This is a genomic window from Burkholderia sp. SIMBA_051, assembly GCF_046534915.1.
Lineage (GTDB): Bacteria > Pseudomonadota > Gammaproteobacteria > Burkholderiales > Burkholderiaceae > Burkholderia > Burkholderia ambifaria.
Map to the genome: position 1 here is coordinate 54,639 of NZ_JAWRXS010000004.1, position 15,212 is coordinate 69,850.

The window sequence follows — 15,212 nt, forward strand, 5'->3', positions numbered from 1 at the left end:
CGCGTTACGCCTGCTGCATCTGGGCCGCGCACGCGGCATCGAACGCGCGCTGCAGTTCGGCCGCGTCGAGATCCTCGCCGATCAGCACGAAGCGGCTCGCGCGCGTTTCGCCGTCCTGCCAGCGACGGTCGAAATAGCTGTCGAAGCGGCGGCCGACACCCTGGATCACGAGCCGCATCGGCGCATCGGGCAGCGCCGCGAAGCCTTTCGCGCGGTAGATCGTGTGCGTCTCGACGACGCGCTGCAGCGCGGCGATCGTCGCTTCGCGCGAGCCGGCGTCGCCCGACACCACCACCGAATCGAAATCGTCGTGATGGTGGTCGTGATCGCCATCGTCGGCCGAGCCGTGATGGTCGTGCCGCAGATGGATCGTTTCCTCCGACGCCGATTCGAGCCCGAGCAGCATCGCGAGATCCAGTTCGCCGCGCGTCGCGCGCACGATCTTCACCTGCGGCGGGATCTCTTCGCGGATCGCGGCCTCGACTTCGGCGAACTGCGCGTCGGCGACGAGATCGGCCTTGTTCACGATCACGAGATCGGCGGACGACAGCTGGTCGGCGAACAGCTCGTGCAGCGGCGATTCGTGGTCGAGGTTCGGATCGGCGCGGCGCTGCGCGTCGACGGCCTGCGGGTTCTCCGCGAACTGGCCGCTCGCGGCGGCCGGCCCGTCGACGACGGTCACGACCGCGTCGACCGTGAAGCTGTTACGGATCGTCGGCCAGTTGAAGGCCTGCACGAGCGGCTTCGGCAGCGCGAGGCCCGACGTCTCGATCAGCACGTGGTCGATGTCGGCGCGGCGCTCGACGAGCGCTTCCATCACCGGATAGAACTCTTCCTGGACGGTGCAGCACAGGCAGCCGTTCGCGAGTTCGTACAGCTGGCCCGATGTTTCACCCTGCGCGCCGTCGGTATCGTCGCAGCCGATCCCGCAACCCTTGAGGATTTCGCCGTCGATGCCGAGCTCGCCGAATTCGTTGACGATCACCGCGATGCGGCGGCCTTCCGCGTGCTGCAGGATGTGGCGCATCAGCGTGGTCTTGCCGCTGCCGAGAAAGCCCGTGACGATCGTGACGGGAAGCTTGCGTAGGGTCATGGTAGGTCCTGTGGCGAAAGTGGAATCAGGCCGGGATCGTCGCGTCGAATGCGGCGCGGCATGTCGTCGGGCGGATCGCGGGGATGGCGCGGCGCAGTCCGGCCGGACGGCCGCACGACGCACGGAACGACGAATCGGACATGACGCTTCCTTGTGAACGGTCGGCATGGTCAATGCCGGCACGGCTGCCGCCGGCCCTGCCCGCGCCGCCTGCCGTTCATCGCGCCGGCCCGGCGCGGCGCGGCGCGCGTGCGGCGGCGGGCGGATCGGCGGAGGAAGCGGGAAAGGCTCGGGTGTCGGGCATGCTGCGGCCGTGGACGATGCGCCGCCTCCCCGCGGCGCTGAACCCCAACGTTTCGGCCGGTATCCGGGCTGACGAACACGCCGCTTCGCCTTCCCGGATGCGCGGCATCCAGTGGCGGTCGTCCGCATGCGGCAGGCATGCGGCGAAGCGGCGCTGCGTCGCGCTGGGCGCGACGCGTTCGCTTACCGTTGCGGGGGCAGCACAGGTTGGCTCGACTGCGGCGCAGGCAGGCTCCCTGTTTCCCGTTTAACTGCGCGCGCCGGAGGAGCGCGCGCGAGCACCAAAACGCGTGCGAGTGTAGGCGGCGGTGCGGGGAGCGTCAAGGTGAAACGGGCCGCCGCGGGATGTCCGGCATGGCCGCGGCAGCGCGCCCGGGGCCATATCCGGGGCTACCCCGGGCGCCCGCGCGGCGGGTTCGCGCGGGCCAGGCGCTGTGCTATCGTATGCGCCGCGTTCGGTGCTCGCGCGCGCTCCTCCGGCGCGCGCAGTTAAACGGGAAACAGGAGGCGGAAGTCCGCCCGGCCTGTGCTGTCCCCGCAACGGTACGCCGCCCGCGCGTCGCGGTTCCCCGCACGCGCCCAGGCCGCCCGCGATGCCACTGCCCTTCAGCGGGCGGGAAGGCTGCGGCCTGGCAAGCGGCCAGCCCGGATACCGGCCGACGCAAGGGGCGAGCCCGATGCTCGCCGAACGCCCGATCCGCGGGGGACGGATGGGGTGCGCTTTCCGCCCGCGCTCGCGCGGGCTTCGCTCGATCCGTCATGCATTGCCTGTCCGCCGGCCGCCGATGTGCCGCTCGCTGTCCCCTTTCCACTGCCACGACACGGTGCGCGCCGTGCCGCGCCCGATGAGCCGCGCATGGCTCGTCGGCGCCGGCCCCGGCGACGCCGATCTGCTCACGCTGAAGGCCGTGCGCGCAATCGCCACGGCCGACGTGCTGCTCGTCGACGATCTCGTGAACCCCGACGTGCTGCGCCACGCGCGCGCCGACGCCCTGATCGAGCACGTCGGCAAGCGCGGCGGCCACGCGTCGACGCCGCAGGAAACGATCGTCGCCGCGATGCTCGCGCATCTGCGCGCGGGCCGCAGCGTCGCGCGGCTCAAGGGCGGCGATCCGTTCGTATTCGGCCGCGGCGGCGAGGAATTGCTCGCGCTCGGCGCGGCCGGGTTCCCGGTCGAGGTGGTGAACGGCATCACGGCCGGGATCGCCGCCCCGGCCGCGCTCGGCATTCCGGTCACGCATCGCGGCGACGCGCAGGGCGTGATCTTCGTCACGGGCCACGGCGCGGGCGCGGACGAACCCGACTGGCGCGCGCTGGCCGCGACGCGGATGACGATCGTGATCTACATGGGCATTCGCCGGCTCGACACCATTGCAGCCGCGCTGCGTGACGGCGGCGTGGCCGGCGACACGCCGTGCGCGGCGATCGAGAACGCGACGCGTGACGGGCAGCGGCACGTGCTCGCGACGCTCGACACGATCGTCGAACGCGTGGGCGCGACCGGTATCGGTTCGCCCGCGATCGTCGTGATCGGCCGCGTCGCGGCGCTCGCCGACGATCCCGCGGTGCGCGCGGCGCTTGGCGGACGCGCATGATGCGCGTCGCGCTCGGCGTCGGCTTCCGCGCGGGCGTGACGGCCGCGCAACTCGATGCCGCGATCCGCGCGGCGCTGGCAAGCCACCCGGGCGCCGAGCCGGCGGTCGTCGCGACGCTCGCCGACAAGGCGCGTGCCCGGCCGCTGCGCACGCTGTGCGCGCGGCGCGGCTGGCCGCTCGTCGCGTTCGACGCGGCGCAGCTCGCGCAGTGCCCCGAACCGGCATTGAGCGGCCCGTCGGCCGCCGCGCTGGCGCGTTTCGGCGTCGCGGGCGTGGCCGAGCCGTGCGCGCAACTCGCGGCGCCGCAGGGCCGGCTGCTCGGCCCCAAATCCAGCCGGAACGGCGTGACGGTCGCGCTCGCCGGCCCGCTCTGAACCCTTTGTTTCGCTTTCGACAGGACGACTCCCGATGAAGACCGATGCCGAATCCCATCAGCGGATGGCCGAACGCCGCCGTGCCGGCCATGAAAAGAAGCAGGCTGCCGCCACCCAGGAAAAGGGCCTGCTGATCGTCAACACCGGCAACGGCAAGGGCAAGAGCACGGCCGCCTTCGGCATGGCCGTGCGCGTGCTCGGCCATGGCATGCGGCTCGGCGTCGTGCAGTTCATCAAGGGCGCGCTGCACACGTCCGAGCGCGACTTCCTCGGCGCGGTCGCGCAATGCGACTTCGTGACGATGGGCGACGGCTATACGTGGAATACGCAGAACCGCGACGCCGACGTCGCCACCGCCCGCAAGGGCTGGGACGAGGCGCGCCGGATGATCGAAAGCGGCGAGTACCGGATGGTGATCCTCGACGAGCTGAACACCGTGCTGAAGTACGAATATCTGCCGCTCGACGAAGTGCTCGCGACGCTCGTCGCGCGGCCGGAGTCGGTGCACGTCGTCGTCACGGGCCGGCATGCGCCCGATGCACTGATCGATGCGGCCGACCTCGTCACGGAAATGCGGCTCGTCAAGCATCCGTACAAGGAGCAAGGCGTGAAGGCGCAGCCCGGCGTGGAGTTCTGAGCGATGCCGGCCTGCCCCGCGCTGTTCGTCAGCGCGCCCGCGTCCGGCCAGGGCAAGACGTCGGTGACGGCCGGCCTCGCGCGGCTGCACCGCCGGCTCGGCCGGTGCGTGCGCGTGTTCAAGACGGGGCCGGATTTTCTCGATCCGATGCTGCTCGAGCGCGCGAGCGGCGCGCCCGTGCACGCGCTCGACCTCGGGATGGTCGGTGAAGCCGGCTGCCGCGCGCTGCTCGCCGATGCCGCGCGCAACGCGGATCTGATCCTGATCGAAGGCGTGATGGGGCTGTTCGACGGCACGCCGAGCAGCGCCGATCTCGCGGCCGCGTTCGGCGTGCCGGTCGTCGCGGTGATTTCCGCGAAGGCGATGGCGCAGACGTTCGCGGCAATCGCGTTCGGGCTCGCGCGGTTCCGGCCGGAGGTGCCGTTTCACGGCGTGCTCGCGAACCGCGTCGGGTCGCCGCGACACGCGGAACTGTTGCGGCAGGCGCTGCCGGACGACCTGCGCTGGCTGGGGCACGTGCCGGCCGATGCGGGCATCGCGCTGCCGGAACGGCATCTCGGCCTGCACCAGCCGGCCGACATCGGCGATCTCGACGCGCGGCTCGAGCGTGCGGCCGACGTGCTCGCGCAGACGGCGCTCGCCGACTTGCCGCCTGCCGTCTCGTTCGCGGAACCGGAAGCCCGCGCCCCGCTGCCGCGCGCGCTCGCCGGCAAGCGCATCGCGATCGCGCGCGACGCGGCGTTTTCGTTCATCTATCCGGCCAATCTCGCGCTGCTCGATACGCTCGGTGCGCAGCTGCGGTTCTTTTCGCCGCTGGCCGACGAACCCGTGCCCGACGCGTGCGACGCGCTGTTCCTGCCGGGCGGTTATCCGGAACTGCATGCGGCGACGCTCGCGGCGAATGCCGTGGCCGCGCGGACAATTCGCGCGCATGCGGCGGCCGGCCGACCGATCGTCGCGGAATGCGGGGGAATGGTGTATCTGTGCGAGTCGCTGACCGACGTCGAAGGCGCGACGACATCGATGCTCGGGCTGCTGTCAGGCCATGCGACGATGCAGCGCCGGTTCGCGGCGCTCGGCATGCAGCAGCTGGATACGCGCAGCGGGCCGATGCGCGGTCATACGTTTCATTATTCGCGGCTCGACACGCCGCTGGCGCCGGTGGCCGCCGCCGCCCGGCCCGACGGGGAACCCGGCAGCGGCGAAGCCGTGTATCGCACGGGTTCGATCGTCGCGACGTACATGCACATGTACTGGCCGTCGAATCCGGATGCGGCGATGGCGTTGTTCAGCGGGGCTGGGTTCTAGCTCGGCACATGCCGCGATTGAACCGATTCCCCGCATTCATCGTCACACCAGAAACGCCTCGGACAGCTTGACCCAGTACGACGCGCCGGTCGGCAGTACCGCGTCGTTGAAGTCGTAGCCGGGGTTGTGCACCATGCAGCCGCCCTCGCCGTCACCGTTGCCGATGATCAGGTAGCAGCCGGGCCGCTTCTCGAGCAGGAACGCGAAATCCTCGCTGCCGGTGAGCGGCACCATCTCGTCGATCAGATTCGCTTCGCCCACCCACTCGCGCGCGACGTCGCGTGCGAACGTGGTCATCTGCGCATCGTTGACGAGCACCGGGTAGCGGCGCTGGTAGTCGATCGTCGCGGTCGCGCCGAACACGGCCGCCTGCGCATGAACGACTTCCTTGATGCGCGCCTCGAGCAGGTCGCGCACCTCGGGCTTCAGCGCGCGCACCGACAGGCGCATCTGGGCGCGATCGGGAATCACGTTCGGCGCGTCGCCCGCATGGATCGCGCCGACCGTGACGATCGCCATGTCGAGCGGCGACACGTTGCGCGACACGATCGTCTGCAGCGCGATGACGATCTGCGCGCACACCACGACCGAATCGATCGCCTTGTGCGGCACCGCGCCGTGGCCGCCGCGCCCCTGCACGTCGACGATCACGGTATCCGACGACGCCATGAACGGCCCCGGCAGGAAGCCGAACTTGCCCGTCGGGAAGCCCGGCATGTTGTGCATCGCGAAGATCGCGTCGCACGGGAACTGCTCGAACAGCCCGTCGTCGAGCATTTTCTTCGCGCCGCCGAGCCCTTCCTCGGCCGGCTGAAAAATCAGGTTCAGCGTGCCGGAAAAGCGCCGCTCGCGCGCCAGGTGCTTCGCGGCCGCGAGCAGCATCGCCGTGTGGCCGTCGTGGCCGCACGCGTGCATCTTGCCGGGGATCGTGCTCTGGTACGGCAGGCCGGTCGACTCGTGGATCGGCAGCGCGTCCATGTCGGCGCGCAGGCCGAGGCGCTGCGTGCCGTTGCCGACCTTCAGCTGCGCGACCACGCCCGTGCCGCCGAGCCCGCGGTGCACCGTGTAGCCCCATGCCTGCAACTGCTCGGCAACGAGGTCGCTGGTCGCGAATTCCTCGAAGCCCAGTTCGGGGTGGGCATGAATGCGGTGCCGGATTTCGATCATTTCGTCGGCGAGGCCTGCGGGGATCACGCTGTGCGTCACGGTGTCGTCTCCTGGATTTGGTGGGGAATGTGCGGGCAAGGATAGTCCGTTGAGCAGCAACCGGACAGACAGAAAGTCGTCGTGGAGGCAACCGGGGGTTGCTAGCGCCTCATCGCCGCACATGAGAAATCGCCTGCTGGCGGAACCGGCCATCCGGGCGACTGCCGCGCATGAGCCGGATTCGCGACACTGGCTGTTCGGTCTCGATTTCTCAGGTGGGGGTTGCGTTGATTGTCGGTTGCCATTCCGGAATAATTCCGTCACATCAATGGGTTGAGCGTTCTTGTTCATTTTTTGACGGCTGTACATTTTTTGTGTACGCTGACAAAAAAGTGAACAAGCGATCCCTCCCGATGCCCGAGAACGCCACCCTGTCGATAGCGGAACAGCACGTGCTCGACGAAGCTTGCGCCGCGTTCGAACGCGCGACCCGACGCTTTAACGCACGGCCGGTGCGTGTGCCGGCCGCATCCCGTGCGCATGCCGACGCGATGATCCGCTTCGGCATCGGCGGGCAGACCTTCGAGATGCCGGCCGCCGTGAGCGTTGGCGTCGAATCGGTACAGGACGCCCGCGCGGCGCTGCATCGGCGCAGCGACGCCACGTTGTCTGGCGAGCGGCAACTAATGCTGGTCGCGCCATACGTGTCGGCCGAGCTGGCCGCCCGCCTGACCGATCAAGGCATCCCGTTTCTCGATACCGCCGGCAACGCGAGTCTGATCCTGCCGGAGGCGACCGTGCTGATCTCCGGCCGGCCGAAACCTTCCCGCACGCCGCGCCGGCAGGCGTCGCGCGCGACCACGCCCAAGGGGCTCGCCGTGATGTTCGCGCTCGCGACGCAGCCGGGCCTCGTCGCGCAACCGTACCGGGCGATCGCCGCCGCGTCGGGCGTCGCGCTCGGCACGGTCAATCTCGCGCTGGACGACCTGCTCGCGCGCGGCTTCGTCGCGCAGCGGCGCAATGGCGAGCGCCTGATGCCCGACTGGCCGCGCTTCGTGCAGGAATGGGTCGCGCTGTATCCGAGCCGCCTGCGTGCGAAACTGCCGGCCCGGCGGTTTGCCGCCGTCACGCCAGACTGGTGGCGCGACTTCGATTTCGCGGCCTTCGATGCGCGGCTCGGCGGCGAACCGGCGGCCGACCTGCTGACGCACGACCTGAAGCCAGCCGCGGTCACCGTCTATACGCACGGCGCCGTGTCGAACCGTATGCTGCTCCAGGCGCGCCTGCGCCCGGACGAGCACGGCGACGTCGAACTGCTCGAAGCGTTCTGGCCGCCGTCGCCGGCGCTCGACTGGCGCGAGCAGGACGTGCCGCTCGTGCCGCCGCTGCTGATCTACGCGGATCTCGTCTCGTCCGGAGACAGCCGCAATCTTGCCGCCGCCGAACACATCCATGACCGATACCTCGCCCACCCGCCCGCTTGAAGTCGACGTGCGCCGGCCGCTCGAGCCGGCGGCCGCCGCGCTGCTGCAGGCGGTCGGTATGACCTGCGTGCAACTCGACACGGCATTCGTCGTCGCCGGCGCAACCGCGCGCGACATCCTGATGTGGCATGTCCACGGCATCCGGCCGGTACGTGCGACGCGCGACGTCGACGTCGCGGTGTGCGCGGTGAGCTGGCCGTTTCACGAGCGGCTCGTCGATGCGCTCGTCGCGACCGGGCAATTCGCGCGCGCGCCGAAGCATCAGCAGACCGTCAACTCACGCATCATCGCCATTCGATGACGACCGTCTCCTCGACGCTGACGCCCCTGACCTCTGCAACCGTGGCGTGGCATACCGAGCACATGCACCGCCCGCTCGGCACGGTCGAGAAGCTCGGCAAAGAGCCTGCGTCACGCGAATACCTGCGCAGCATCGCCCCAGCGTCACTGCAAGGTATCAATCTGCGTGGCGGCTTCGATTTTCCGAACGCCGACTATGTGGATCGGTTCATCCCGAGCTTCATGGTGGCGCGTCGTCACCGTCGCACCACACACGTTGAGATCTCGTTGACGGCCCGATGGTCGAAGCTCTGACGACCGATACAGCCGCGACAGCCTGTAGAGTGGGTTGCAGAGTTGCTCCAAGGCGAGCATCACCTCGTTGACCAGAATTTTCTATGGCGTCGGCGAGCGAAAAACTCGGCGCCCGACAAATTTGTCGCCGAATCACCTCCTCTCAAGCCCATACGGTCACAGCACGGTTATCGCGGTGCTGATAAAGCTACTTGCATGGCGGCCGGCCATCTCAATAATTGACCGTCCGGTCGGTCGTGTCTACGATCGTGATTAATAAGCAGGTACGTAGATGCACACGCCGCTGAATCCGTGCGGTTCCATTGATATGGAACGCGTGGATTTGCTGAAAATTCCAATCTGAGAGAGAACACGATCAATGAGCGCCGAGCGTCAACCCTTGTCACTGTCCGAAGAGCGGCCAATGAATGCGAGACAGGCCATCGCAACGCTGGTCGATCCTGATACGTTCACAGAGTTGCACGGCCTGGTAGAACACGACTCGCGACACTTCGGCGCTGAACACCGCACGGTGCCGGGTGACGGTTTAATTGCAGGCCATGGAAAAGTCGACGGTCGCACAGTTCTCGTATATGCGCACGACCGCACGTTTCTGAGTGGCAGTTCCGGTCGTATGCATGCCGTGAAAATATCCAGCCTGCTTGATCTCGCCATGCGCATAGGCGCACCTGTCATCGGATTGAACGAATCGTCAGGCATCAGAATTCACGAAGGCGTTGATGCAGGCACCCAATTTTCCGATGTGTTTTACAAGACAGTGAAAGCATCCGGTGTTGTGCCGCAGATCTCGGTGATATTCGGTGACTGCGCCGGCGGCGCCTCATATACGCCGGCCTTGACAGATTTCGTTGTCATGGCCGGCGATGATGCTTCGATGTTCCTTACCGGACCATCCGTCATTCAGTCCGCGACCGGTGAAAGTGTCACCAAGGCCGAGATCGGAGGTAGTCGCATGCATGCTGAGGTTACGGGTCTCGCCCACTTCCATGCTGAAGGGCGACTTCACGCCCTCACCCTCACACGCGAGTTGCTCGGCTATCTTCCGCAGAACAATTCGACTCACCCGCCGTTCAGGGATGAGGGCGACATAGCATGTCGCGCAACCGAACAACTGGGGCGCATTATTCCTTCGGTTAATTCGGAACCCTACAGCGTGCTCGACGTAATCCGGGAAATTGCCGATAACGGCCAATTTCTGGAAATCCAGCGAGAATTCGCTCCAAATATTATTTGTGCCTTTGCTCACATTGCGGGTAGATGCGTCGGCATCGTTGCAAACCAGCCGGCCTGCAAGGGAGGGTGTCTGGATGTTAACTCATCCATCAAAGCGGCTCGATTCGTAAGGACGTGCGCTTCGTTTGACATACCGCTCCTTACGCTGATTGACGTGCCTGGGTATTTGCCCGGCCTGGAGCAGGAAACCGGTGGAATTATCGGTGCCGGTGCGAAGTTACTGCATGCGTACTGTGAGGCCAGCGTTCCCAAAATTGCAATCGTGTTGCGTAAAGCGTACGGAGGGGCCTATCCCACGCTCGCAAACGCGTCGGCGACAGACTTTATTTTTGCACTACCTCGAGCGGAAATTGCTGTCATGGGGCCGGAGGCGGCTGTATCCGTAATCTTCAGACGCGAACTCGAGAACGCCGAACACCCCCCTCAACGGCGATCCGAGCTGATTCGCGAATATCGTGAGGCCCACGCGAGCAGTGCATATTCTGCACGACGAGGATATATCGACAACATCATTGCTCCGGAAGAGGTCCGAAACACACTCATATCAAGTTTTGATTTGTTGTCCGAAAAAATCTCCAGTGACCCGAAGCGTCGCCACTCGAACATCCAATTGTGATGGACATGATATGAAAATCCCCCGACTTCCAGATAACGACTACAGCACGGATGCAATCGCGACCCGCCTTCACTGGTTGGAAGATTGCACCGGCCGATCCTTTCCGCACCTGTCCGGGAAAAGCTATCCGACCGAATTGGTAAACGGGACGTGCGAGAACGTTGTTGGCTTTGTTGGTGTACCGGTTGGCGTGGCCGGGCCTGTCAGAATTAACGGTGTTCGTGCGCAAGGAGATTTCGTCGTCCCGCTTGCGACAACGGAGGGCACTCTTGTTGCTTCGTTTTCGCGCGGCATGCGCATTATTACGGCCAGCGGCGGATGCAATGTTGTTGCACCTGAGAGCTCCAATGCGTCAACCGAGGGAAACGTATATCGTTTTCTGGGCGATGCGCTGACAAAAGTCTCTGCTGTCGTTCTTCGAGACGCATCTCTGGCAACGCGTTTTGATGCGTGGTTTCGAGCCAATGCCGCTGCAATCGCCGACGCCGCGAACGCCACAAGCCGTTATGCGCGGTTGAGAGAAATCAGCCCGCTGTTCCAAGGCGAACTAGTGGGCCTCTCGTTTGTGTACGAGACCGGACAGGCAATGGGGCTGAATATGGCAACGAAAGCCAATGAGGCAGCCTGCCAATACATCTTGGCCAATGCCAGAGATCTGGTCTGTGACTACTACAACACCCTCGGTGGCGACAAGCGATTTGTGCCAGATGAAGCGAAGGGACGCTATGTCGCAGCCAATGTTCTCATCCCGAAAGAGGTAATCGAGGAAACAATGCGCACAACCGCCGTGCGAATGAGTCGGTTCCTCGGTGCGTGCAACACCCTTCTCGCGCAGCGCGGGGTAACCGCCCCCAACATACACGTTTCAAACGCGCTGACAGCGTTATTTATTGCATGCGGGCAAGACCCTGCGTTCGTTACCGTGTCGTTTAGGAACGCCTGCACTGCATTTGAACCACGAGAGAACGGCGATCTACTCGCGTCGGTCACCCTACCAAACATGATCGTTGGCACCGTGGGCGGTGGCACTCGCCTTCCTGTGCAACAGGAATGTCTCACGATGATCGAATGTGACGGCGATGCACGCAAGCTGGCGGAAATAGCCGCATCCGTAGCCCTCGCTGGAGAGATTTCGGTCGCCGGAGCCATCACGGCAAAGGAGTTCACGCGGGCACATACTACGCTCGGTCGCGGCGTGAGCGACGCGCCAGTGTCTGTGGGAGCGAAGGCATGATCCGAAAGCTGCTGCTGTGCTGCCGCGGAGAAATCGCAATGCGATTTGTTCGAACCTGCCGCGAGCTTGGAATCGAAACGACTGTTGCCTACCCGGTTGAAGACATGGGAGCGCCGTACGTAATGGCTGCGAATCAGCGCATTCCTCTGCAGGCTCGCACGCCATCCGAAGCGATCCCCGAAGTCATCGCTGCAGCGAGGTTCGCCCAGGCGGACGCGATCGCGCCAGGATACGGCCCGCTTGCGGAAAACGCTGAGTTTGCCGAACTCTGCGCTGCAGAGGGTTTTGTCTTTGTCGGCCCCAATGCGAACGCAATCCGTCTCTCGGGCGACAAGTTACAGGCCAAGACGGCAGCTGAACAGGCTGGCGCGCCCGTGATTCCAGGCGCGATGATGCCGAAGGACGCCGAGACCTGCGTGTCAATTGCGCGGCGGATCGGTTTTCCGGTCATATTAAAAGCTGTATTGGGTGGTGGCGGACGCGGAATCCGAGTCGCCCACGACGAGAAGGAATTTGTCACCGCACTTCAGGAAGTTCGGCGTGAGGCATACAGTGCCTTCGGAAGCGACGAGGTATACATCGAGCGATTTCTTGGCGAACAGGTTCGGCACATTGAGGTTCAGGTAGTTGCGGACCAACATGGGCGGGTAGTACACCTGGGCGACCGGGAGTGCAGCGTCCAGAGGCGTCGTCAGAAACTGGTCGAGGAAGCGCCTGCACCAAATCTGGACGACCATATTCGCCAGAGCTTGCACCTTTCGGCGTTGAATATCGCAAAGACAATTGGATACGACAGTGCAGGCACCGTTGAGTATCTCGTCGACCCGAGTGGAAGTTTCTATTTCATCGAGATGAACGCCCGCATCCAAGTCGAGCATTCGGTGACGGAGTCTATTTGCGGCATCGACATTGTGGAGCAAATGATCCGTTCGGCTAGTGGCCAGCCCATGACGCTTGAACAGGAAAGCATCCACTTCGCTGGTCACGCCATTGAATTCCGGATATGCGCAGAGGATCCGCTGGAGAATTTCTTCCCGGCTGCAGGCGCGGTGTCGTCCTACATCGTTCCGGAGGGGCCAGGGATTCGTGTCGATTCCGGGGTCGCGTGCGGCACGGTGCAGTCCCTGCGTTTTGACAGCCTGTGTGCGAAGATCATCGCCCACGGTCGGGATCGTTCGCAGGCCCTATTCCGTGCCACCGAGGCCCTGCGGGAACTCCGGGTAACAGGGTTTCCAACAAACGTTCCCTTTCACCGCTGGTTGCTCCAACATCCAGACTTCGCACGTGGCGTCTATAACCTGGGATTGGTGGGTGAGTACAGCGTCACCCCAGCACAGAAAGCGGCGATCCGCATGGAGTTGGCCGTTATTGCCGCTATATCGGCCTTCCTGACGAAGCGCATGAAGCCGTCCGCTGAATCGGTGCGACAGAATCCGGCCGCGTCGCTCTGGCGACGACGTAACGAGCCGCGCTCGTACGTTGACTCAATCTAGGAGTGTACTCGTGTCGAATTTCAACAAAACAGGACGCCGTAGATCTGCCGTTTTCAATGTCACACGTGAAACTGAACCGAACGAACTCGTTGAAATAACACCTGATAGTCAAAATGCGAATATTATCGACGCGACTATTGGCGAGACGAAGTTCCGGATTGAGATACTGCACCTCAACAAGCGAACAGACGAGCCGGGCGTGCCGAACCATTTGTACTCCACGGTAAATGGAGTTCCGCGCGAATTCACTCTCAGCAAGGCCGCCGATGGCCGGACACATGTGCTCGCTGATGGCTATTCATCCAACTTTGCGGTTCAACCGGGCACGAAGCGGGCGCCCTCCATGTTGCAGCCCGGTAAGCCAGGCCAAAAGTCGCCGCTGATTACCTCTCCGATGCCGGCTACCGTGCTGGAAGTTCTCGTCGAGGTGGGCAGCCATGTCCGGTTCAATCAACCCGTGATGCGCGTGGAAGCCATGAAAATGATTACCACGCTGACTGCCCCCGTTGCCGGTATTGTGCGAGAGATCACCGTTGCGGAACGCCAGACTGTTGCGGCCGGCCAGACATTGGCTCGGGTAGAAGAATAGACCGTGGCGGCTATAGCGACATTGCAGCGCGCCTGAAGCACACCGCCGATTTACATTAAAGCTGGAGTACACACGTGACTCTCGAAAAACGCATTGCAACGCATGTAATTAACGCAACTCCTGAAAGCGTCGGCCCGTTGGCCATTCAGACCGCCCATACGTCGCTGATCGACATACTCGGCGTAACGCTGGCTGGATCATGCGACCCTGGAGTAAAACTTCTTGCCGATATCGTTGAGCAATGGGGCGGTGCAGAACAATGTATCGTTCTGGGACGCACCCGTGCCCTGCCGGCGCCTGCTGCCGCGCTGTTAAATGGCGCGGCTTCTCGGGTGTTCGACTTTGATGACGTGGTCGATTCCTTGGGGACACACCCGAGCGTGGCGATTTTCCCACCTCTGCTCGCCGTGGCCGAACTGTCCCGCAAGCCAATCAGTGGACTTGAGTTTCTGATGGCGTTCGCCATCGGACAGGATTTGTCCGTCCGGTTTGGAAACGCTCGCCATCAAACACTTCTCGAAAGTGGTCGTTACGACCTGAGCAAAGTGATCGCGGCAACAGCGGCAGCCGGCAAGCTGTTTGGGTTGGGAGAGGACGCGCTTGTTCATGCAATGGGGATCGCGTACACATCGGCTCTTGGCGAAACACAATGCATGATTGACGGTGCATCGGCTGTCTTTTACCAGCAAGGCCTCGTTGCATCAAATGCGATAAAGGCAGTTTTGCTTGCTGCCGCCGGGTTTAGCGGCGCAAAGCAGTTTCTGACTGGCCGCTGGGGCTACTATTCTGCTTTCGAGCCGGGTTCGAACCTTGCAATTATTGAGGATCGCCTCGGCACGGACTTCAAGAACGTTGACCATATCGCCTTCAAGCCATATCCGACGTGTCGTCCAAATACATCAGCCGTGGCACTCGCCCGCTCCATCGTTGGGCAGAAAACATATTGCGCAGATGAAATCGATCGTATTGAAGTCAGGACAAACCAGCAGATTCGGGACCTGGTGTGTTTGCCTATCGAGCAAAAGCAATCTCCGTCCAGCGTAGTGGAAGCCAGATTTAGCGTCGCATATAACGTCGCAACTATTCTGCACGCCGGAGATCTATTCGTAGACGATTTCACCGACGATGCCATTCGGCGTGAAGAAATCTTGGCGATCAGCCGGAAGGTGCAATCACTACACGACCCGGAATGCGAAGACGTCCAGCTTGGGGCGCATGGGAGAATCAAGATCGACATCTACCTTAAAAATGGGACGTCCATGAAGGGCTCCATCGACTATCCCAAAGGAAATCCCAAGAACCCGATGACCCCAGATGAGATTGATCAAAAATTCATTAAATGCGTCAAGCACACTGGGGATGCGCGACTGATCCAGAACGCCTGTGCGATCCTGTCGCTGCTGCACAGACTTCCTCGCGGCAAGGACACCATAAGCGACCTCACATCACTGCTCTGATCCGGGTCAAGCAAGTTGAGACCTCGAATCCGACGTTTCAGGGAAATTTCATGCAA

At 63.7% G+C, this 15,212-nt stretch carries 14 protein-coding genes and 2 riboswitches; of the genes, 12 read left to right on the plus strand and 2 right to left on the minus strand.

Going from position 1 to position 15,212, the window contains the following annotated elements; all coding sequences use genetic code 11:
- Window positions 1-4: 4 nt before the first annotated feature.
- Window positions 5-1,093, minus strand: coding sequence for a cobalamin biosynthesis protein CobW (gene cobW / locus SB771_RS10690; protein ID WP_175660767.1), 1,089 nt, complete (start codon window positions 1,091-1,093; stop codon window positions 5-7).
- 340 nt (window positions 1,094-1,433) lie between these two features.
- A riboswitch (cobalamin riboswitch) is annotated at window positions 1,434-1,697 on the minus strand.
- A gap of 188 nt (window positions 1,698-1,885) precedes the next feature.
- A riboswitch (cobalamin riboswitch) is annotated at window positions 1,886-2,051 on the plus strand.
- A 190-nt stretch (window positions 2,052-2,241) separates the two neighbouring features.
- On the opposite strand from cobW, the gene cobA reads away from it, so the two are divergent.
- From cobA to SB771_RS10710, 4 genes are read left to right on the plus strand one after another with little or no spacing between them, the layout of a single operon-like run.
- On the plus strand, window positions 2,242-2,991 hold the full coding sequence (gene cobA, locus SB771_RS10695; protein WP_244096782.1) for a uroporphyrinogen-III C-methyltransferase: 750 nt from the start codon (window positions 2,242-2,244) through the stop codon (window positions 2,989-2,991).
- Window positions 2,988-3,365 (plus strand): cobalamin biosynthesis protein, encoded by a 378-nt coding sequence (locus SB771_RS10700; protein WP_175660765.1) that lies wholly within the window; start codon window positions 2,988-2,990, stop codon window positions 3,363-3,365. The genes cobA and SB771_RS10700 overlap by 4 nt, the downstream gene beginning before the upstream one ends.
- Window positions 3,366-3,399: 34 nt before the next feature.
- Complete coding sequence (gene cobO, locus SB771_RS10705) at window positions 3,400-4,002, plus strand: cob(I)yrinic acid a,c-diamide adenosyltransferase (RefSeq protein WP_175660764.1); 603 nt, start codon at window positions 3,400-3,402, stop codon at window positions 4,000-4,002.
- Between the two features lie 3 nt (window positions 4,003-4,005).
- The gene (locus SB771_RS10710; protein WP_175660763.1) at window positions 4,006-5,310 is read left to right on the plus strand and encodes a cobyrinate a,c-diamide synthase; all 1,305 of its coding nucleotides are present in this window, start codon (window positions 4,006-4,008) and stop codon (window positions 5,308-5,310) included.
- 42 nt (window positions 5,311-5,352) lie between these two features.
- Here the strand turns inward: SB771_RS10710 and SB771_RS10715 are convergent, their stop codons facing one another.
- Window positions 5,353-6,516, minus strand: coding sequence for a M20 aminoacylase family protein (locus SB771_RS10715; RefSeq protein ID WP_175660762.1), 1,164 nt, complete (start codon window positions 6,514-6,516; stop codon window positions 5,353-5,355).
- Window positions 6,517-6,869: 353 nt separating this feature from the next.
- On the opposite strand from SB771_RS10715, the gene SB771_RS10720 reads away from it, so the two are divergent.
- The 8 genes from SB771_RS10720 (at window position 6,870) to SB771_RS10755 (ending at window position 15,156) form a co-directional block, all read left to right on the plus strand.
- Window positions 6,870-7,940, plus strand: coding sequence for a type IV toxin-antitoxin system AbiEi family antitoxin (locus SB771_RS10720; protein WP_175660889.1), 1,071 nt, complete (start codon window positions 6,870-6,872; stop codon window positions 7,938-7,940).
- Complete coding sequence (locus SB771_RS10725) at window positions 7,909-8,241, plus strand: nucleotidyl transferase AbiEii/AbiGii toxin family protein (RefSeq protein ID WP_410721173.1); 333 nt, start codon at window positions 7,909-7,911, stop codon at window positions 8,239-8,241. Before SB771_RS10720 ends, SB771_RS10725 begins: the two co-directional genes overlap by 32 nt.
- Window positions 8,238-8,534: a hypothetical protein gene (locus tag SB771_RS10730; protein ID WP_175660761.1), complete on the plus strand. Its 297-nt coding sequence runs from the start codon at window positions 8,238-8,240 to the stop codon at window positions 8,532-8,534. The genes SB771_RS10725 and SB771_RS10730 overlap by 4 nt, the downstream gene beginning before the upstream one ends.
- Window positions 8,535-8,892: 358 nt before the next feature.
- Window positions 8,893-10,383, plus strand: a complete 1,491-nt coding sequence (locus SB771_RS10735; protein ID WP_175705023.1) for an acyl-CoA carboxylase subunit beta — start codon at window positions 8,893-8,895, stop codon at window positions 10,381-10,383.
- A 10-nt stretch (window positions 10,384-10,393) separates the two neighbouring features.
- A complete protein-coding gene (locus SB771_RS10740) occupies window positions 10,394-11,617 on the plus strand; it encodes a hydroxymethylglutaryl-CoA reductase (protein ID WP_175660759.1) in 1,224 nt (407 codons plus the stop codon).
- Window positions 11,614-13,110, plus strand: coding sequence for an acetyl/propionyl/methylcrotonyl-CoA carboxylase subunit alpha (locus SB771_RS10745; protein WP_175660758.1), 1,497 nt, complete (start codon window positions 11,614-11,616; stop codon window positions 13,108-13,110). Before SB771_RS10740 ends, SB771_RS10745 begins: the two co-directional genes overlap by 4 nt.
- Before the next feature lie 10 nt (window positions 13,111-13,120).
- A complete protein-coding gene (locus SB771_RS10750) occupies window positions 13,121-13,699 on the plus strand; it encodes an acetyl-CoA carboxylase biotin carboxyl carrier protein subunit (protein ID WP_175660757.1) in 579 nt (192 codons plus the stop codon).
- A gap of 74 nt (window positions 13,700-13,773) precedes the next feature.
- On the plus strand, window positions 13,774-15,156 hold the full coding sequence (locus SB771_RS10755; RefSeq protein ID WP_175660756.1) for an MmgE/PrpD family protein: 1,383 nt from the start codon (window positions 13,774-13,776) through the stop codon (window positions 15,154-15,156).
- Window positions 15,157-15,212: the final 56 nt, after the last annotated feature.

Bases quoted from the DNA above. Each gene is read 5' to 3' on its own strand.
- cobW (WP_175660767.1), bottom strand. From the start codon at position 1,093: ATGACCCTACGCAAGCTTCCCGTCACGATCGTCACGGGCTTTCTCGGC.
- cobA (WP_244096782.1), top strand. From the start codon at position 2,242: ATGAGCCGCGCATGGCTCGTCGGCGCCGGCCCCGGCGACGCCGATCTG.
- SB771_RS10700 (WP_175660765.1), top strand. From the start codon at position 2,988: ATGATGCGCGTCGCGCTCGGCGTCGGCTTCCGCGCGGGCGTGACGGCC.
- cobO (WP_175660764.1), top strand. From the start codon at position 3,400: ATGAAGACCGATGCCGAATCCCATCAGCGGATGGCCGAACGCCGCCGT.
- SB771_RS10710 (WP_175660763.1), top strand. From the start codon at position 4,006: ATGCCGGCCTGCCCCGCGCTGTTCGTCAGCGCGCCCGCGTCCGGCCAG.
- SB771_RS10720 (WP_175660889.1), top strand. From the start codon at position 6,870: ATGCCCGAGAACGCCACCCTGTCGATAGCGGAACAGCACGTGCTCGAC.
- SB771_RS10725 (WP_410721173.1), top strand. From the start codon at position 7,909: ATGACCGATACCTCGCCCACCCGCCCGCTTGAAGTCGACGTGCGCCGG.
- SB771_RS10730 (WP_175660761.1), top strand. From the start codon at position 8,238: ATGACGACCGTCTCCTCGACGCTGACGCCCCTGACCTCTGCAACCGTG.
- SB771_RS10735 (WP_175705023.1), top strand. From the start codon at position 8,893: ATGAGCGCCGAGCGTCAACCCTTGTCACTGTCCGAAGAGCGGCCAATG.
- SB771_RS10740 (WP_175660759.1), top strand. From the start codon at position 10,394: ATGAAAATCCCCCGACTTCCAGATAACGACTACAGCACGGATGCAATC.
- SB771_RS10745 (WP_175660758.1), top strand. From the start codon at position 11,614: ATGATCCGAAAGCTGCTGCTGTGCTGCCGCGGAGAAATCGCAATGCGA.